The sequence below is a fragment of the Neisseria sp. HMSC073G10 genome (genome assembly GCF_001812605.1).
GTDB classification, from domain to species: Bacteria; Pseudomonadota; Gammaproteobacteria; order Burkholderiales; family Neisseriaceae; genus Neisseria; species Neisseria subflava_A.
This window is the reverse complement of sequence record NZ_KV809535.1, coordinates 19,354-37,575: the sequence shown is the minus strand read 5'-3', so window position 1 is coordinate 37,575 and position 18,222 is coordinate 19,354. Positions and strand designations below refer to the sequence as shown.

Below are 18,222 nucleotides of genomic sequence, written 5' to 3'. Positions count from 1 at the left end.
ATCTCACACCAAGGCAACTATCAATATGTTTGACATTGTATTTATCTTGTTATTTGGCAGACTTCAGCCCCACAAAACACCCGACTCATCCGACACGCCCGTCCCTTTTGGGAGTTCGGCTGCAGGCTCAGCTTTAATTTATTTATGCATACGCATAGGGATAATCATCCTTCATGATTCGATTTCCGGAGCCATTGACAGCCTCCCCCTCATTCTGTTTCAAACAATCTGCATGTTCGGCTGTCTGGTTTTGTATTTCAAAATGTTACGTACCGCATCCAACCCGAAACACCGTCAGATGATTTATTGGGTACTGGGCATTCTTTTGGGTTTGATCTTAAGCCTCCTGTCTGAAAAATTGTTTTATTTAACGGCTTTATTCATTTACTCATTCTTCGGAAGAACAATAAGCTGAATGCCTACCCCTCTTTTTTCAGACGGCCTTTTATTATAAGAACACACCAGCATTGCGGCTGTTTTGAGTGCCTCCACAATATGCTATAATCCGCCGTTAAACTTTTATCTTTTCAGGAAAAACCATGAGCTTGAAATGCGGCATCGTCGGTTTGCCCAACGTCGGCAAATCCACCCTCTTTAACGCGCTGACCCAATCGGGTATCGAAGCGGCAAACTATCCTTTCTGTACCATCGAACCCAACGTCGGCATCGTTGAAGTCCCCGATCCGCGTATGGCCGAATTGGCAAAAATCGTCAATCCGCAAAAAATGCAGCCTGCCATCGTCGAATTTGTCGACATCGCCGGTTTGGTTGCAGGCGCGAGCAAAGGCGAAGGCTTGGGCAACCAGTTCCTCGCCAACATCCGCGAGACTGACGCGATTGTTAACGTTGTACGTTGCTTTGACGACGACAACATCGTTCACGTTGCAGGCAAAGTCGATCCGATCGCCGACATCGAAACCATCGGCACCGAGTTGGCACTGGCTGACTTAGCCAGCGTCGAAAAAGCCATCGTCCGCGAAGAAAAACGTGCACGCTCAGGCGACAAAGACGCGCAAAAACTGGTAGATCTGTGTAAAAAACTGCTGCCGCATTTGGACGAAGGCAAGCCTGTACGCTCCTTCGGTTTGGACGCAGAAGAACTTGCCATGCTCAAACCGCTGTTCCTGCTGACTGCCAAACCTGCCATGTATGTCGGCAACGTTTCCGAAGACGGTTTTGAAAACAACCCGCACCTCGACCGCCTGAAAGAATTGGCTGCAAAAGAAAACGCGCCGGTTGTGGCCGTCTGCGCCGCGATGGAAAGCGAAATCGCCGAACTGGAAGACGACGAGAAAGCCGAATTCCTCGCCGAAATGGGCTTGGAAGAACCGGGCCTGAACCGCCTGATTCGTGCCGGCTACGACCTCTTGGGCCTGCAAACCTACTTCACCGCCGGTGTCAAAGAAGTCCGCGCTTGGACCATCCACAAAGGCGACACAGCCCCACAAGCCGCCGGCGTAATTCACACCGACTTTGAACGCGGCTTCATCCGTGCCCAAGTTATCTCCTACGAAGACTTCATCGCTTTAGGTGGCGAAGCCAAAGCCAAAGAAGCAGGCAAAATGCGTGTGGAAGGCAAAGAATACGTCGTACAAGACGGCGATGTGATGCACTTCCTGTTTAACGTATAAACCCAGCGTAACGCTTTTTCAGACGGCCTTTTCTAAGATTAAGGCCGTCTGAATTTATTTTCAGACGGCCTCATGTCTTGAAATATCAACAAAACAAGACATTATCTCTATAATGAATGCGGGTATAGCCCGTAATTTTTCTTTCTTAAAATCTCTCATTTCTTGCCGACACCTCACCTAAAAATAGCGCAAGATTACATCATCAATAACAATACCACTGATATGACAATAAATAATTAAACAATACCACATCGTATTGATTCATTATAAAAACAACATATTAAACATTATGTTGAAACTATCAACCGTATTCCTACTCTAATCTATTACTATTCAAACGCATATCATCAGCAATCATTCTAAGAAGGCAAACAAACTGCCCAGTACTGACAAACGATGGCCGACCTCCGAAATGCCCCATTCTCGGCAGGAATCACTTTTCAGACGACGCCATTAAAATAAACTAATTAAAATCAAAATATTATGAGCAAAGTTTTATCTTACCGCCCAGATATTGATACATTGCGTGCCGTTGCTGTTCTATCCGTTGTCGTTTTCCATATTGAAAAAAACTGGCTGCCTGGCGGCTTTCTTGGTGTCGATATCTTTTTTGTCATTTCCGGCTTTCTGATCACGATGATTATCCATCGTGAAATGAGCAGCGGGATTTTCTCGTTCAAAAAATTTTACATCCGCCGTATCAAGCGGATACTGCCCGCATTTTTTACCGTATTGACGGTAACGCTGATATGCGGCTTTCTTTTATTCACCAAAGATGATTTCTTCCTTTTATGGAGGACAGCCCTGTCCACCTTGGGGTTCATCTCCAATATCTTTTTTGCAAAGGGTCAGGGCTATTTCGATCCCATACAAGAAGAAAAACCTTTGCTTCACATTTGGTCTTTATCGGTCGAAGAACAATATTATTTCGTCTTCCCGATATTGCTGTTGCTGGTTGTCCGCAAAAGCTGGCGCACCCAGTTTGCCTTCCTCATCACGCTATGCGTATTCAGTATTTTGGCTTCTTTTATACCGACTGCGCTGGATAAATATTACCTTCCCCATCTGCGCGCCTGCGAAATGCTGATCGGCTCGTTGACGGCAGTGTGGATGCAATATCGGCAACAACAAGGGCTGGATACCGGCAAACAATATGCAGCGGCAGGCGCATTACTTTCCGTATGCGTACTGTTTGCCTGCCTGTTTACCTATACGGAAAAAACTGCCTATTTCCCGGGGCCTGCCGCCATGATTCCTTGTTTGGCCGCCGCCGCATTCATTTATTTCAATCAATTTGAACACCGGCTGAAAAAATTTTTCCAATGGAAGATTACTGTCGGTATAGGCTTGATTTCCTATTCACTGTATCTGTGGCATTGGCCTGTATTGGCTTTTATGAGATACATCGGTTCAAACAATCTGCCTTCTTATTCGACTGCAGCCCCGATTGTCTTAATGTTTGCACTCTCCCTGCTTTCTTATTATTTTGTCGAGAAGCCGTTTAAAAACTGGAAAGGCTCTTTTGCACAATCTGTGACATGGGTTTATGCCGTCCCCATGCTTGTTTTGGCCATTACGCCTTTTCTTGCCATGAAGCTCCCGTTTATGCAGCAATACGACCGTATGGGATTGGCACGTTCCTACACTTCTTGTCACAACAATACCGACAAACAGTGTATTTGGGGCGATACAGACAAACAGCCGGAATTACTGATTCTAGGCGATTCGCATGCCGACCAATATAAAACGTTTTTTGATACCGTCGGCAAAAAAGAAAAATGGTCGGCAACGATGGTTTCTGCGGACAGTTGCGCCTATGTAGAAGATTATGCCGCACCCGTATTCAAGAAAAACGCCTCCTGCCGTGCCGTTTATCAGTATGCCAAAGAGCATCTGCCCCAATACTCAAAAGTGCTTTTGGCCATGCGCTGGGGCAGCCAAATGCCTGAAAACAGCAACTCCCTTGCTTACGATGCCGATTTTTTCAAAAAATTCGACCTCATGTTGCAAAAACTTTCTTCGGAAAAACAAGCGGTTTACCTGATGATAGACAACCCTAATCTGTCATACAACGGCTTGCGCGCCTATATCCTGTCTTACCGCATACCGGGATTTAGTCAGAATCTTGCCATTGATGAAACAGTTACTTCAAAAGGAAATGAACGCATCAAAAATTTGGCGGAAAAATATGCCAATGTGCACATTGTCGATGCCACTGCCTATATTCCGGAGAACTTCAAAATAAACGGATTGCCGGTTTATTCCGATAGAGACCACATCAACCCTTACGGCGGCAGAGAACTGGCCAAGCGTTTTTCTGAAAAACACACGCTTCTTCAGTAAGCCATAGCCATTCATCCGATGAAATTTGTTACAATTAGCAGTTTGTAAAACTGCTAATTTTTTTGGAAGATAACAATGAGCGTCATCAAAGACCTACAATCGCGTGGCTTAATCGCCCAAACTACCGACATCGAAGCCTTAGACGCTTTGCTAAACGAACAAAAAATTTCCCTCTATTGCGGTTTTGACCCGACAGCCGACAGCCTACACATCGGCCACTTGCTGCCTGTATTGGCATTGCGCCGTTTCCAACAAGCTGGCCATACGCCGATTGCTTTGGTAGGCGGCGCGACCGGCATGATCGGCGACCCAAGCTTTAAAGCCGCCGAACGCAGCTTGAATTCTGCCGAAACCGTTGCCGGCTGGGTTGAAAGCATCCGCAACCAACTGACCCCTTTCTTAAGCTTTGAAGGCGACAACGCAGCCATTATGGCGAACAACGCCGACTGGTTCGGCAGCATGAACTGCCTCGACTTCCTGCGCGACATCGGCAAGCATTTTTCCGTCAACGCTATGCTGAACAAAGAGTCCGTCAAACAGCGTATCGAGCGCGACGATGTGGGTATTTCCTTTACCGAGTTCGCCTACTCCCTGCTGCAAGGCTACGACTTTGCCGAATTGAACAAACGCCATGGCGCAGTTTTGGAAATCGGCGGTTCCGACCAATGGGGCAACATCACTGCCGGTATCGACTTGACCCGCCGTCTGCACCAAAAACAAGTATTCGGCCTGACCCTGCCTTTGGTAACCAAATCAGACGGCACCAAATTCGGCAAAACCGAAGGCGGCGCGGTATGGTTGAACGCGAAGAAAACTTCTCCGTATCAGTTCTACCAATTCTGGCTGAAAGTGGCCGATGCCGATGTGTATAAATTTCTGAAATACTTTACCTTCCTGTCTATCGAAGAAATTGATGCCATCGAAGCCAAAGACAAAGCCAGCGGCACCAAGCCAGAAGCGCAACGCATTCTTGCCGAGGAAATGACCCGCCTGATTCACGGCGAAGAAGCCCTTGCCGCCGCCCAACGTATTTCTGAAAGCCTGTTTGCCGAAGACCAAAGCCATCTCACCGAAAGCGACTTCGAGCAGCTGGCACTCGACGGCCTGCCGACTTTTGAAGTTTCCGAGAGCCTCAACGTGGTAGAGACTTTGGTAAAAACCGGTTTGGCGTCTTCCAACAAAGAAGCGCGCGGTTTTGTAAACAGCAAAGCGGTTTTGCTCAACGGCAAACCTGCTGAAGCCAATAATCCGAACCATGCCGCTGAAAAACCTGACGATGCCTACATGCTGACCGACGAACACAAACGTTTCGGTAAATACACCATCGTCCGCCGCGGCAAACGCAACCATGCTTTGTTGGTTTGGAAATAATCTTTAAACGCATCGTTTAAAAACAAAAGGCCGTCTGAAATCAGCCACGCTTTTTTCAGACGGCCTTTTCTATTGATGGTATTCAATTTCCCAAAAAGAAAGGGCAGGTTTTGCACCTGCCCTTCTATTAAGCCAATTTCCTTAAGAAACTTTTATCCCGTGCTTACTGCAAACGCTCATTTTCCTGACGGACGGCATTCACCACATCCGCGCCAAACAAAGCGTTGACATCGGTTTCATCAAACACATACTTGCTATGGCAGAAATCGCAATCGATTTGAATGCTGCCTTGTTCTGCCACCACGCCGCCGACTTCCTGACCTCCAAGCATCAGTAGCATATCGCTGACTTTGCCGCGAGAGCAGGTGCAGGCAAATTCAATGGCTTCCGGTTCAAAAACACGGGGCGGGGTTTCATGGTAAAGGCGGTAAAGGGCGTGATGCGCATCCAAACCGGTCAATTCTTGCGGAGTAAGCGTTTGCGCAAGCGTAGTCACATGCTCCCACGCGGCATCATCCAATTCTTCTTCCGGCAGACGTTGCAGCAATAATGCACCTGCGGCTTGGTCATCGGCAGCAAGCGTAATATAGGTATCGAGCTGCTCGGAACGTTTCATATAGTTAACCAGCATTTGCGCAATGCTGTCGCCTTCTAGAGGGACAACACCTTGCCATGGGTCGGCATCTTTAGGCTGATGGGTCAAAACGAACACGCTGTTTTCGCCCAACAGCGCAGTCAGGCTTTCGTCATCACGGATTTCAGCAGTTTCGTCCCAACGCGCGGTAGCACGGACAGTATTTTCAGAAGTCGCTTCCACCACCAACATTTTCAGACGGCCCTGACCTTGAACCTGAACAATCAGCGCGCCTTCATTTTTAAGGTTGGCAGACAATAAAGCACCGGCGGCCAACAATTCGCCCAATGCGCGACGGATGGCGACAGGATAATGTTTTTGGTTGACGATGTGGTGCCAAACCTTTTCAAGGCGGATGTGCATACCGCGGATAGGCATATCATCGAAGATAAAGCGTGTACGAATATCGCTGTGATTTTGTGTCATGTCAGTCTCTGAAAATAAATCAATGAATGCTGCTTATATGGTTGCAGCGGCGGATAAATCAAGCGAAACCGCATTTAATGTTTTTCTAGTTTGTTTGGAAACAAGGGTTTAACGCAAAATAACAGCAGTTTTTTTGCCAAAAAGACGGTTTTTGAATACAATCAAGCAGATAACAAAAGAATGATACGGGATAACATCTCAGAAACCGGCAATGTGCCTGCAATCGGCAGGGAATGCCTTCTGAAACGGAAGTTTTTATAATGAATTTTTTACTCCGGCTCGCAGCAGTTTGGACTTCGGTCGCCATGCTCGCGAGCGTCAATTTTTCTTACGCCGATGATTTGGAAAACCTGATTACCACCCGTCAGCATGTTTTAAACCAATTCAACGACAACGCCAACGTTTACGGCAATACGCGTCAGGCAACCCCTGTCCACCCCGTCAATACACGTCCAGCCCCAAGCAACAATACGCGCGCACCTTCAGGTAATTCAGACGAATTGATCGGCAGCGCCATGGGCTTGCTCGGCGTGGCCTACCGCTACGGCGGCACATCAGCCTCTACCGGCTTTGACTGCAGCGGCTTCATGCAACACATCTTTAAACGCGCCATGGGTGTAAACCTGCCGCGCACCTCTGCCGAACAGGCACAAATGGGCGTTGCCGTGAACCGTTCCGAGTTGCAGCCGGGCGACATGGTCTTTTTCCGCACCATGGGCCGCGGCCGTATTTCCCACGTCGGCCTTTACATCGGCAACAACAATTTCATTCACGCACCGAGAACGGGCAAACGTATCGAAATTACCAGCCTCGGCCACAAATATTGGAACGGAAAATACGCCTTTGCCCGCCGCGTGAAGAAAAACGACCCATCCCGTTTCTTGAATTGAGGTGCACGATGGCGATGCCGCAAATGCCCAAATGGTATGACGACGACGGTCAGATTGTTTCCTGCACCGAAAAAGTCAAAGTCATGACCGAAAACTTGAACGAACTGTACCAAATAGCGCAGGACGCATTTGAAGACGCGTTACTGATGGGTTGCTCCGAAAAACAGTTGCGCGAATACTTCCGCGACTTAATGGCCGGACTGGAAAACCCTTATCAAAAAAACGGTTAGTGATTCGATTCATACAAAAAAAGGCCGTCTGAAAGTTTTTCAGACGGCCTTTTTTATTGGGCAGATCCCCTACCCTATTTCTAACATTCCACCACGCGCACGGATACCGGCACGGCTTTTTTCTGCAAGGTAACGGCCAGGCCTGCGAGTGAGGTTTCTTTGTAGGTTGCCTTCATATCGCGGCCGGTTTGCAACATGGTTTGAATCACTTCATCAAGTGAGACTTTTTTGTCTGTGCCGTCTTCCAAAAGCGCGAGGGTAGCGAGCTTGAGGGCTTTTTCGGCGGCGATGCCGTTGCGCTCGATACAGGGGATTTGCACCAAGCCACCGACAGGGTCGCAGGTCAGGCCCAAGTGGTGTTCCATGGCCATTTCGGCGGCGTTTTCCACTTGTTTCGGGGTACCGCCGATAACTTCGGCGTATGCGCCTGCCGCCATGGAACACGCCACGCCGACTTCACCTTGGCAACCGACGTCCGCGCCAGAAATCGACGCGTTGGTTTTATACAAAATACCGATAGCGCCGGCAGTCAGCAGGAAATCTTCGACACGCGATTGGTTAGCGTGCGGATTAAATTTGCGGAAATAGTGCAATACGGCAGGAATAATGCCTGCCGCGCCGTTGGTCGGTGCGGTTACGACACGGCCGCCGGCGGCATTTTCTTCATTGACCGCCATGGCGTACACCATCGGCCAAAGTTGGGTATTGACGATTTCGCTCTCGCGCAGGACTTTGAGTTTGGCCGCCAACTGCGGCGCACGGCGGCGGACGTTCAAGCCGCCCGGCAACTGCCCTTCCGCACCCAAGCCGCGCTTGATGCAGTTTTCCATCACATCTGCCACGGCAGCCACACGGCGGCGCACTTCCACCTCATCGCAACCTGCCAACGCCACCTCATTGGCCAACACAACTTCGGAAATATTCAACTGGTTCAGACGGCATTGTGCCAACAACTCGTCGCAGTTTTTGTAAGGATATGGCACGTCCGAATTTTCCTGCGCTTCTTGTGCAAATCCCTCGTCTGTTACGATAAAACCGCCGCCAACCGAATAATAAATCTGCTCTTTCAGCTTCAGGCCGTCTGAATGGTAGGCGATAAAGTTCAAACCGTTCGGATGTTTGGGCAACACTTTGTCGCCGCGGATATCCAAATCTTTTTCGGGATCGAAGACCATTTCGCGGCCGTTGAGTTTTAAAACGTGTTGCGTGCGGATACATTCCAAGCGTTGAGGGATGTCTGCAAGCGGGATATCGTGCGGCAGGCTGCCTTCCAAACCGAGCAATAATGCGTCGAATGTGCCGTGTCCGATACCGGTCAAAGCAAGCGAGCCGTACACTTCAATGACAATGCGCACCACTTGTGTATCCAAGTTTTCGGCATTCAGCAAATCAGCAAAAGCGGCCGCTGCCTTCATCGGGCCGACGGTGTGCGAGCTGGACGGGCCGATGCCGATTTTGAAAATATCAAAGATGCTGATCATAATTTTCCTATTATTGTGTGTGCGGTCTGTGTTTTTCAGACGGCCTTAAGGCCTAAAGAGGAATCTTGTGCGCCGCTTGCCAATGCAAGTACCAGATGTCCGACAGTCATCAAAGGATCACCTGCTTCCAGCGAGGTGTATTTCAGCATCAGCGGTTTTTTACGCAAGGGTTCGTAACGGCTGACTTTACAATGCGGGTCTTCCAAACTTGTAGAACCGGCGCGGTATCTGTATGCCAACAGCCGTAAATTGTTCAAGTCCATCTTCATGCCGTTGTCCAACAATTCGCGCAACTGGTTTTCCCAGGCAATATCATTGCTTCCGTCTTTAATGGCAATCAAGATGGACTTTTCGAGGATTTTTTTGATGTGCTGGTTCAAGGATCGGATTGGGAAATGCCCCAGCCACAACAAATCGGTCTCTGCAAATTGTGCGGAAAACTGCTCGATAAACCAGGAATGTAAACCTCGATAATTCGGCGAATGAAACAGGGTTGATTCAACCTTGTTGCCATCTTTATCCAACATGTAATGGCAGCCGATAATCACGCTGCAAGATTCGGCAGCCCATCTGGGAATAATGACTTTAGGGGTAAAGAGCGTTTCGAGGCGTTGCTCGGTAAATTGAGTGGTGAAATCGGGATTGTATTGCAACGATGTCGGCAAATAGCCGCGCCAAAGGTACATGCCGATCCTATTTTCGCCGATGACATCCAAGAGTTGTTCCAGCATGGTACGGCTAGGACATGAAATAAATTCGTCCGCATCCAGCGGAAAAACGAAATCTATCGCTTCATCTTTTGCTACAAGCTGCTTCATCAGCTGGTTGACCAATTGCTCATGATTAAACTTGAGCGCTTGATATTGATAGATAAATACCGGTAAACCTTCTTCTTTCAATTGAATCAGGATTTCCCTTGTTCCATCGCTGCTGCCGTGATCGATGATGTGCATTTCATCCATCAGCTCGAGATTATGACGGGCAAACGATTCGATAACGTCGTTTTCGTTGCGCACCATACTGATGCTGATTAATTTTTTTCCCATAAATTACGCAATGTATTGAGATATTTTAATATTTTTCAGACGGCCTCTATCCAACCGGCAATCCGTTTTTCAACGGATTCGGCATTCAGCCCCAAATCGGCTAAGAGTTTTTTCGGGTCGCCGTGTTCGGTAACTTTGTCTTCTACACCCAGCAGCAATACCGGTTTGCAAATGCCGTGTTTCGCCAACACTTCCAACACCGCGCTGCCTGCGCCTCCTAGTTCAGCATTCTCTTCAACGGTAACGATGTAATCGTGGCTTTGTGCAAGATGGACGATCAGCTCTTCATCTATCGGTTTGACAAAGCGCATATCGGCAACGGTCGCGTTCAGATTATCGGCAGCGGTCAATGATGGGACAACCATGCTGCCAAAGGCGATAACGGCAATTTTCTCGCCTTCTCGACGGATGATGCCTTTGCCGATTTCAACGGTTTCCAGGCCGTCTGAAACAGTTGCGCCCGTGCCTGTACCGCGCGGATAACGGACGGCGGACGGCGAATTTGCCTGATAGCAGGTTGAGAGCAGCAAGCGACATTCGTTTTCATCGCTGGGAGCGGCAATAATCATGTTCGGCACGCAACGCAAAAAGCTCAAATCGTACAAACCGGCATGGGTCGGGCCGTCTGCACCGACAATACCTGCGCGGTCGATGGCGAACAAAACAGGTAGGTTTTGTAGGGCAACGTCGTGTACCAACTGGTCGTAAGCGCGTTGCAGGAAAGTGGAGTAAATCGCTACGACAGGCTTAATGCCTTCGCATGCCAAACCGCCGGCAAAGGTAACGGCGTGTTGCTCGGCGATGCCGACGTCGAAATAGCGGTCGGGGAATTGCTGTTCAAACTCAACCAAGCCGCTGCCCTCGCGCATGGCAGGCGTGATGGCAACCAGACGCTCGTCCGCCGCCGCTTGGTCGCACAGCCATTGGCCGAATACTTGCGTATAAGTCGGTTTGGCCGCGGCAGGTTTGACTTCCGGCGCAGGCACTTCGCTCGGCAGCTTGGCGACAGCGTGGTATTTGACAGGATCGTTTTCGGCGAATTTGTAGCCGTTGCCTTTTTTGGTGATGACGTGCAGCAACTGAGGGCCTTTGCGGCCGCGCAAGTCTTTTAATACATCCACCAGATTTTCAACGTTGTGTCCGTCCACCGGGCCTGTATAACGGAAACCGAAGTTTTCAAACAAAGACAGCGACTGTTTGGCGTGTTCCGCTTCGCCTGCCAAGGTTTTGATTTTATTTTCAACTTTTTGGGCAAGCTCCATCGCGCCGGGCAATTTATCCAATACTTTGCTCGATTGGGCTTTGATGGTGCTCAATAGGCCGTGCATATCGCGCACGACGTTACTGGCGAGATATTTCGGCAGCGCGCCGACATTGGGGGAAATCGACATTTCGTTGTCGTTGAGGATGACCAGCAAATCGACATCCATATCGCCTGCGCAATTCAGGGCTTCAAACGCCTGACCTGCCGTCATGGCTCCGTCGCCGATGATGGCAACGCTGCGGCGGTTGTTGCCCAACTGTTTGTCCGCAACAGCCATGCCCAAGGCCGCACCGATGGATGTGGAAGAATGGCCTACGCCGAACGCGTCGTATTCCGACTCGCTGCGTTTTGGGAAACCGGCCAAACCGCCGTATTGGCGCATGGTGTGCATTTGATTTTTGCGGCCGGTGAGGATTTTGTGTGGATAGCTTTGGTGGCCGACATCCCAGACCAAATGGTCTTCGGGCGTGTCGTACACATAATGCAGCGCCACTGTCAGCTCGACTGCGCCCAAGTTGCTGGCGAAATGGCCGCCCGTCTTACCGACGGAATCCAACAGAAATTCGCGCAATTCGGCGGCGACTTGCGGCAGCTGTTTTTTCTCCAGACGGCGCAAATCCTGAGGCGTATCGATAATATCGAGCAAAGGGCTTGGGTTCATGATTTTTGGCGGTGAATTTTTGTGTAACGGACGATTATATCAAGAGATTGCACAACTTGTTACAAATGCTTTCAGACGGCCCGAACCTTTATCCTTTATAATACTGCCAACTGAAAACACAAGGCCGTCTGAAATGACCCAAAACGCAAACAATCTCTGCTGGCTCGATATGGAAATGACCGGCCTCAACCCGGAACACGACCGCATTATCGAAGTCGCCATGATCATTACCGATTCCGATTTGAATGTACTGGCGCAATCGGACGTTTACGTCATCCATCAAAGCGATGAGTTACTCGACGGTATGGACGAGTGGAACACCGCCACCCACGGCCGCACCGGCCTGACCCAACGCGTACGCGAATCCAAACTAACCGAAGCCGAAGTAGAACAAAATCTGTTGGACTTCATGTCCGCATGGATACCCGAGAAATCCACGCCCATGTGCGGCAACTCCATCCATCAAGACCGCCGCTTCATGGTCAAATACATGCCGCGCTTGGAAGCCTATTTCCACTACCGCAACTTAGACGTATCCACGCTGAAAGAATTGGCCAAACGCTGGAATCCGGCCGTCGCCAAAAGCGTGGTCAAACGCGGTTCGCACAAGGCATTGGACGATATCCTCGAAAGTATCGAAGAAATGCGCCATTATCGCGATCATTTCCTCAAATTCCCTTCCGAATAATAATCTTAAGGCCGTCTGAAACAGGTTTCACACCGTTCAGACGGCCTGATCGGCTTCCCTCATCTCATGAAAATCACCAAAATCTTTACCTTCGATTCCTCGCACATGCTTGACGGGCATGACGGCAAATGCCAAAACCTGCACGGCCACACCTACAAACTTGAAATCACTGTCTCCGCGCCCGTTATCCAAGGCGGCGCAAAAGACGGCATGGTGATGGACTTTACCGACCTGAAAGCCATCGTCAAACAACACATTACCGACCCGTTCGACCACGCCTTCATCTATCACGGCAACAACAAACGCGAAAGCCAAATCGCCGCACTTTTGGAAGGCTGGAACATGAAAACCCTGCGCCTGCCCTGCCGCACCACCGCCGAAAACATGAGCGTAGAAATGTATGGCCGTCTGAAAAATGCCGGTGTCAAAGTGTGCAGCGTGAAACTATGGGAAACGCCGACGTCGTGTGCGGAATATGAAGGAGACTAAACCGGCATTTTGTATTTTTCAGACGGCCTGTTCCACAAACACACCCATCCGCTAAACATCAAAAGGAATCTTCATGAAAATCATCTCCACCCTCCTCGTTCTCTTCGTCGCTGTCGAACACTTCTACATCGCTTGGCTCGAAATGACGCAAATCCCAAGCGAAAAAACGTCAGAGCTGTTCAACATGCCTTACGAATTTATGGAACAAAAGCGCGTACAAACTCTGTTTTCCAACCAAGGCCTGTACAACGGTTTCCTCGCCATCGGCTTGGTATGGGCGCGCTTTGCCGCACCCGACAACGCGGTTTACGGCGTGACCATCCTGTTCCTCGGCTTTGTCCTCATCGCCGCCGCATGGGGCGCGTTTTCATCCGGCAACAAAGGCATTTTGCTCAAACAAGGCTTGCCGGCATTTTTGGCCGCCGCAGCCGTCATTGCCGCTTAAACACCCCAGCCGTTCTTTCCACTCGAACTAACAGAAAGAATGGCTGCCTCACCCGATTTCTCAAAACGCTTCACCACAACAATTAAAACCCGCACACCCGACATTCATGACCATTCAAATCACTCCGAACAATCCCCAATACCGCATTGTCGAAATCTTTGAAAGCCTGCAAGGCGAAGGCTGGAATACAGGCATGCCCGCCATTTTCATCCGCCTGGGCAAATGCAATCTCGCGTGCAGCTGGTGCGACACCGACTACCTCAAATTCGGCATGATGAGCCTGTCCGATATTTTAGGCCGTCTGAAAACCTACACGGCGCGCAACATCATCATTACCGGCGGCGAACCCACCATCCAACCGCATTTGGATACCCTGCTCAATGCACTCAAAGCCGAAGGCTATTTCCTGTGTATCGAAACCAACGGCCTCAACCCCGCGCCGCCGCAAATCGACTACGTTGCTACCAGCCCTAAGGCCTGCTACGCCGCCAAATATCAATCTAGTTGCATCGAGAAAGCTAATGAAGTGCGCATTGTTGCCGACGGCGATGTCATTGCGTTTTGCCAAGAGATGGAACGCAAAATCCTCGCCCAACATTACTACCTCTCGCCTTGCGAGCAAGAAGGTGTGATGAATATCTACGACACCATCCGCCAAATCGGTGTGTTAAACAGCCGACCCGATACACTCGTCCATTGGCAATTGAGCGTACAAACGCATAAATGGGCAGGAATAGAATAATTCGTTTGAAATCAATTAAAAACAAAATCTTTACAAAATATTGAATGTAAATACCATTCGATATTTGACCAAATGCACTACTGGCAATGCTCTCAGGCCGTCTGAAAACCCTATTTCAGACGGCCTTTTTTATTACAAACCTCTTGACCGATTACATAAGATTACGTAAAGTGTGCAACAGTTTTCATAAATTGGTAAAACCAATTTACCTGATAACTGGTTGCATCTAAAAAAATAGCAATCCTTATTCGAAAAACATTAACTACTCAACACATCGCATCAAACCGCCATTGATTGACGGTTATGATGCTTGTTGCCCCGAGGATAATCCCATGGCTCTCTTTCTCAGTATTTTTCCCATCGTGCTGCTGATCTGGCTGATGGTTAAGAAAAACAGTATGCCGTCCTACGTCGCGTTGCCGATTACCGCCGCGCTGATTTATGCCATCAAACTGTTTTATTTCGGCGACGACGCCATGTTGCTCAACGCAACAGCCGCGTCCGGCCTCGTCTCTACCCTGACCCCGATTACCGTAATTTTCGGTGCCATTATGTTTAACCGCATGATGGAAACCACCGGCTGTATCGATGTCATCCGCAAATGGCTGGCCACCATCAGCCCGAATCCGATTGCCCAGTTGATGATCATCGGCTGGTCTTTCGCCTTTATGATTGAAGGCGCATCCGGTTTCGGCACACCTGCCGCCATTGCCGCGCCAATCCTGATGAGCTTGGGCTTCAACCCATTAAAAGTAGCCATCTTCACTTTGGTCATGAACTCCGTACCCGTATCCTTCGGTGCAGTAGGTACCCCGACTTGGTTCGGCTTCGCTCCTTTGGGCTTGGATCAAAAGAGCATTATGGAAATCGGTATGCAAACCGGCGTAATGCACTTCTTTGCTGGTTTCATCATCCCTGTGATCGGCTTGAGCTTCATCGTACCTTGGGCTGAAATCCGCAAAAACTTGGGCTTCATCGGTATCGCCGTATTCTCCTGTACCCTTCCTTACGTTGCATTGGCGATGGTCAATGAAGAATTCCCATCTCTGGTTGCCGGCGCAATCGGCCTGATGGTATCCGTATTCGCCGCAAACCGCGGCTGGGGCTTGAGCAAAGATTACGCCAAAGACCCGAACGCAGAAAAAGTACCTTTCGCACAAGTTGCCAAAGCACTGGCTCCTTTGGGTATGCTGATCGGCATGCTGGTGATAACCCGTATCAAACAGCTGGGCATCAAAGGCCTGCTGACCAGCAAAGAAGAATGGTTCAGCTTCCAACTGCCGTTTGATTTGTCCAAAATCACCGTCAGCGACTCCCTGACCATCACCTTCGGCAACATCTTCGGCCAAGGCGTAAACGCTTCCTACCAAACCCTCTACGTTCCGGCTTGGATTCCGTTTGTCTTCACCGTTTGGATTTGCATCCTGCTGTACAAAACCAAATTCAAAGATGCGTGGTCTTTCTACGCTGCAACCTTCAACCAAACCAAAAAACCTCTGCTTGCCCTGATGGGTGCGCTGATTATGGTTCAACTGATGATGGTTGGCGGCGACGACTCCATGGTGAAAATCATCGGTAAAGAATTTGCCAATATGGCTGGCGAACACTGGGTGTACTTCTCCCCATACCTGGGTGCAATCGGTGCATTCTTCTCCGGCTCCAACACTGTATCCAACTTGACCTTTGGTCCGATTCAACAACAAATCGCGCTTGATACCGGCCTGTCCGTTACCCTCATCCTCGCCCTGCAATCCGTAGGCGGCGCAATGGGTAACATGGTCTGCATCAACAACATCATCGCCGTATGCAGCGTGTTGAACGTAAACAACGCCGAAGGCGCGATCATCAAGAAAACTGTCATCCCGATGAGCATCTATGGTGTCATCGCCGTGACTATCGCTTCAATTTTCTTCTTGTAAACCGCTTCATATCAAAGGCCGTCTGAATATTCAGACGGCCTTTTTTGTATTCTTTTGCTATATTTCTTAAAGAATCATTAATGTATATATTCCGCAACAATCCGCATAACCACTTTGCAACACCAAATTACAAACAACTTTCTATTAATAAACAATCGGGTAAGCATAAGTAAACACTGTTTTGCAATTTACCTAATTGCCACTACCGACAAAACGCCTAAAATACGCTTCATCTGCAAACGGAAACCCTTTCTCATTTTGCAAGATAACACACAACCCTCATATGGAGCTTAGATCATGAAATTACTTTCTGTTATCACTGCAGCCGCATTGGCTACTGTTTCCTTCTCTGCTGCCGCTGCACCTGCCGGCTTCGTTTCTTACCATTGTGACGGTGGCAAATCACTGAACGTGATGTACGGCTTTGACCGTAGCGGCCGTGCAGTTACTGCTGACGTAAACGCCGGTGGCAAAAAAGCCTCTTTGGTTGTCAACAAAAAACGTTCTGACAGCACTGGCACTACTTTCACCAACCGTCAAGGTTATGCAATGTCTGCCGGTTTCATCGACAAAAACACCCACACTACTTCTGAAGTAGTTGGCGTGAACGCCCCTAACGGCTCATTCCTGGTGAAAAACTGCGAACCACGTCCACGTTAATCCCAGTTTTCCTATTTAACCGAATCATCCCGGTTTAATCAAAAGGCCGTCTGAAAAACAATTTTCAGACGGCCTTTTGATTCAATCCTATAAAAAAGAGCGTGTACCATACACGCTCTTTTTGTTTGTTCACACACCAATTAAATACGCATCGGCATTACGATGTATTTGAAATTCGGATTGTTCGGCACGGTAAACAGCGTTGAACGGTTGGCATCGCCGAAAGCAAGCTGCATATCGTCGGAGTGGATGTTACGCAACACATCCATCAAGTAGCCAATATTGAAACCGACTTCGAGTTCTCCGCCCTGGTAAGCGATTTCCAGCTCTTCGCGCGCTTCTTCCTGCTCATTGTTGCTACATACGACACTCAGCAAACCAGGCTGCAGGAACAGTCGCGCGCCGCGGAATTTTTCATTGGCAAGAATGGCCGCACGTTCGAGCGCACCCAAAAGCTGGGTACGGGATACGAGGAAAATCTTGTCGTTATCCAAAGGAATCACGCGGTTAAAGTCAGGGAATTTGCCATCGATGACTTTGCTGACAATGGTCGTGCCATTGCATTGGAAGCGTACTTGATTGTCCAAAAGCTCAACGGTGATGGACTCGGACGGATTATTTAACAGCTTGAAGAGTTCCAATACCGTTTTGCGCGGCAGGATTACTTCCGTTTTCGGCAGTTCTGCTTCAATTTGGCTGGCCGCATAAGCAAGGCGGTGACCGTCGGTTGCAACAAGGCGCAATTGGTTTCCTTCAACCTGCATCAGCAAGCCGTTGAGGTAATAGCGGATATCTTGAACCGCCATGCTGTATTGCACTTGCGAAAGCATGGTTTTGAAGGTTTCTTGAGTCAGCGAGAAAGTCGCGCTGACGTCGCTGCCGACGTTCATCAACGGAAAGTCTTCAGCCGGCAGGGTTTGCAGGGCAAAACGGGATTTGCCCGCGCGCAGAGTCAAACGGTTGTCCGCCCAATCCAGTGACACCAGCGCACTGTCAGGCAGGGCGCGCAAAATGTCTTGGAATTTTTTAGCGTTGGTCGTAATACGGAAATCGCCTGCCTGACTTTCAGGGCCGGCGGTATTGATTTGGATTTCCAAGTCGGTTGCCAAAAGTTTGGTTTGTCCGTCTTTGCTTTCCAGCAACACATTGGACAAAATCGGCAGAGTATGGCGACGTTCGACAATACCGGTAACGGCTTGCAACGGCTTGAGCAGACTGTCGCGATCGGCTTGTAAAATCAGCATGTTCCATTCCTTTGAATTTGAAATCGGTTGATTTGGGTATTTTAAAATATTTTTTGTA

16 protein-coding genes are annotated in these 18,222 nt (G+C 49.1%); 11 read left to right on the top strand and 5 right to left on the bottom strand.

The annotated features are described in order from the left end of the window. Positions 1–539 precede the first annotated feature (539 nt). The 3 genes from ychF to tyrS all read left to right on the top strand — a co-directional run bounded on the left by ychF (position 540) and on the right by tyrS (position 5,345). Complete coding sequence (gene ychF / locus HMPREF2865_RS07650) at positions 540–1,631, top strand: redox-regulated ATPase YchF (RefSeq protein WP_049330669.1); 1,092 nt, start codon at positions 540–542, stop codon at positions 1,629–1,631. A 483-nt stretch (positions 1,632–2,114) separates the two neighbouring features. Then, entirely contained in the window at positions 2,115–3,974 is a 1,860-nt protein-coding gene (locus tag HMPREF2865_RS07645; RefSeq protein WP_070646621.1) for an acyltransferase family protein, read from the top strand. Positions 3,975–4,049: 75 nt separating this feature from the next. Beyond that, positions 4,050–5,345 (top strand): tyrosine--tRNA ligase, encoded by a 1,296-nt coding sequence (gene tyrS, locus HMPREF2865_RS07640; protein WP_063069041.1) that lies wholly within the window; start codon positions 4,050–4,052, stop codon positions 5,343–5,345. A 163-nt stretch (positions 5,346–5,508) separates the two neighbouring features. Here tyrS and hslO read toward each other — a convergent pair whose 3' ends face one another. Continuing rightward, on the bottom strand, positions 5,509–6,405 hold the full coding sequence (hslO, locus tag HMPREF2865_RS07635; RefSeq protein ID WP_070646620.1) for an Hsp33 family molecular chaperone HslO: 897 nt from the start codon (positions 6,403–6,405) through the stop codon (positions 5,509–5,511). Between the two features lie 260 nt (positions 6,406–6,665). On the opposite strand from hslO, the gene HMPREF2865_RS07630 reads away from it, so the two are divergent. Then, the gene (locus HMPREF2865_RS07630; RefSeq protein ID WP_070646619.1) at positions 6,666–7,295 is read left to right on the top strand and encodes a C40 family peptidase; all 630 of its coding nucleotides are present in this window, start codon (positions 6,666–6,668) and stop codon (positions 7,293–7,295) included. A gap of 8 nt (positions 7,296–7,303) precedes the next feature. Beyond that, on the top strand, positions 7,304–7,525 hold the full coding sequence (locus HMPREF2865_RS07625) for a hypothetical protein (RefSeq protein WP_004519529.1): 222 nt from the start codon (positions 7,304–7,306) through the stop codon (positions 7,523–7,525). Positions 7,526–7,605: 80 nt separating this feature from the next. Here HMPREF2865_RS07625 and HMPREF2865_RS07620 read toward each other — a convergent pair whose 3' ends face one another. From HMPREF2865_RS07620 to dxs, 3 genes are read right to left on the bottom strand one after another with little or no spacing between them, the layout of a single operon-like run. Then, a complete protein-coding gene (locus tag HMPREF2865_RS07620) occupies positions 7,606–9,006 on the bottom strand; it encodes an L-serine ammonia-lyase (protein ID WP_070646618.1) in 1,401 nt (466 codons plus the stop codon). 35 nt (positions 9,007–9,041) lie between these two features. After that, positions 9,042–10,052, bottom strand: a complete 1,011-nt coding sequence (locus tag HMPREF2865_RS07615; protein WP_070646617.1) for a glycosyltransferase family 2 protein — start codon at positions 10,050–10,052, stop codon at positions 9,042–9,044. Positions 10,053–10,087: 35 nt separating this feature from the next. Then, complete coding sequence (gene dxs / locus HMPREF2865_RS07610) at positions 10,088–11,977, bottom strand: 1-deoxy-D-xylulose-5-phosphate synthase (protein WP_070646616.1); 1,890 nt, start codon at positions 11,975–11,977, stop codon at positions 10,088–10,090. 133 nt (positions 11,978–12,110) lie between these two features. On the opposite strand from dxs, the gene orn reads away from it, so the two are divergent. The 6 genes from orn to HMPREF2865_RS07580 all read left to right on the top strand — a co-directional run bounded on the left by orn (position 12,111) and on the right by HMPREF2865_RS07580 (position 16,920). Continuing rightward, complete coding sequence (orn, locus tag HMPREF2865_RS07605; RefSeq protein WP_070584759.1) at positions 12,111–12,665, top strand: oligoribonuclease; 555 nt, start codon at positions 12,111–12,113, stop codon at positions 12,663–12,665. A gap of 66 nt (positions 12,666–12,731) precedes the next feature. Continuing rightward, positions 12,732–13,154, top strand: a complete 423-nt coding sequence (gene queD / locus HMPREF2865_RS07600; RefSeq protein WP_070584757.1) for a 6-carboxytetrahydropterin synthase QueD — start codon at positions 12,732–12,734, stop codon at positions 13,152–13,154. Between the two features lie 73 nt (positions 13,155–13,227). Continuing rightward, a complete protein-coding gene (locus tag HMPREF2865_RS07595; protein ID WP_070584755.1) occupies positions 13,228–13,599 on the top strand; it encodes a DUF1304 domain-containing protein in 372 nt (123 codons plus the stop codon). Between the two features lie 106 nt (positions 13,600–13,705). After that, positions 13,706–14,341, top strand: coding sequence for a 7-carboxy-7-deazaguanine synthase QueE (locus HMPREF2865_RS07590; protein ID WP_070646615.1), 636 nt, complete (start codon positions 13,706–13,708; stop codon positions 14,339–14,341). Between the two features lie 332 nt (positions 14,342–14,673). Next, positions 14,674–16,260 carry an L-lactate permease gene (locus HMPREF2865_RS07585; protein ID WP_070460394.1) on the top strand — a complete coding sequence of 529 codons (1,587 nt, stop codon included), beginning with the start codon at positions 14,674–14,676 and terminating at the stop codon, positions 16,258–16,260. Between the two features lie 297 nt (positions 16,261–16,557). Then, a complete protein-coding gene (locus HMPREF2865_RS07580; protein ID WP_070460395.1) occupies positions 16,558–16,920 on the top strand; it encodes an ACP-like domain-containing protein in 363 nt (120 codons plus the stop codon). Between the two features lie 140 nt (positions 16,921–17,060). On the opposite strand, the gene dnaN is transcribed toward HMPREF2865_RS07580, so the two are convergent. Next, a complete protein-coding gene (gene dnaN, locus HMPREF2865_RS07575; RefSeq protein ID WP_004520410.1) occupies positions 17,061–18,164 on the bottom strand; it encodes a DNA polymerase III subunit beta in 1,104 nt (367 codons plus the stop codon). Positions 18,165–18,222: the final 58 nt, after the last annotated feature.

Excerpts from the sequence above, each read along its gene's own strand:
- ychF (WP_049330669.1), top strand. The coding sequence starts at position 540 with ATGAGCTTGAAATGCGGCATCGTCGGTTTGCCCAACGTCGGCAAATCC.
- HMPREF2865_RS07645 (WP_070646621.1), top strand. The coding sequence starts at position 2,115 with ATGAGCAAAGTTTTATCTTACCGCCCAGATATTGATACATTGCGTGCC.
- tyrS (WP_063069041.1), top strand. The coding sequence starts at position 4,050 with ATGAGCGTCATCAAAGACCTACAATCGCGTGGCTTAATCGCCCAAACT.
- hslO (WP_070646620.1), bottom strand. The coding sequence starts at position 6,405 with ATGACACAAAATCACAGCGATATTCGTACACGCTTTATCTTCGATGAT.
- HMPREF2865_RS07630 (WP_070646619.1), top strand. The coding sequence starts at position 6,666 with ATGAATTTTTTACTCCGGCTCGCAGCAGTTTGGACTTCGGTCGCCATG.
- HMPREF2865_RS07625 (WP_004519529.1), top strand. The coding sequence starts at position 7,304 with ATGGCGATGCCGCAAATGCCCAAATGGTATGACGACGACGGTCAGATT.
- HMPREF2865_RS07620 (WP_070646618.1), bottom strand. The coding sequence starts at position 9,006 with ATGATCAGCATCTTTGATATTTTCAAAATCGGCATCGGCCCGTCCAGC.
- HMPREF2865_RS07615 (WP_070646617.1), bottom strand. The coding sequence starts at position 10,052 with ATGGGAAAAAAATTAATCAGCATCAGTATGGTGCGCAACGAAAACGAC.
- dxs (WP_070646616.1), bottom strand. The coding sequence starts at position 11,977 with ATGAACCCAAGCCCTTTGCTCGATATTATCGATACGCCTCAGGATTTG.
- orn (WP_070584759.1), top strand. The coding sequence starts at position 12,111 with ATGACCCAAAACGCAAACAATCTCTGCTGGCTCGATATGGAAATGACC.
- queD (WP_070584757.1), top strand. The coding sequence starts at position 12,732 with ATGAAAATCACCAAAATCTTTACCTTCGATTCCTCGCACATGCTTGAC.
- HMPREF2865_RS07595 (WP_070584755.1), top strand. The coding sequence starts at position 13,228 with ATGAAAATCATCTCCACCCTCCTCGTTCTCTTCGTCGCTGTCGAACAC.
- HMPREF2865_RS07590 (WP_070646615.1), top strand. The coding sequence starts at position 13,706 with ATGACCATTCAAATCACTCCGAACAATCCCCAATACCGCATTGTCGAA.
- HMPREF2865_RS07585 (WP_070460394.1), top strand. The coding sequence starts at position 14,674 with ATGGCTCTCTTTCTCAGTATTTTTCCCATCGTGCTGCTGATCTGGCTG.
- HMPREF2865_RS07580 (WP_070460395.1), top strand. The coding sequence starts at position 16,558 with ATGAAATTACTTTCTGTTATCACTGCAGCCGCATTGGCTACTGTTTCC.
- dnaN (WP_004520410.1), bottom strand. The coding sequence starts at position 18,164 with ATGCTGATTTTACAAGCCGATCGCGACAGTCTGCTCAAGCCGTTGCAA.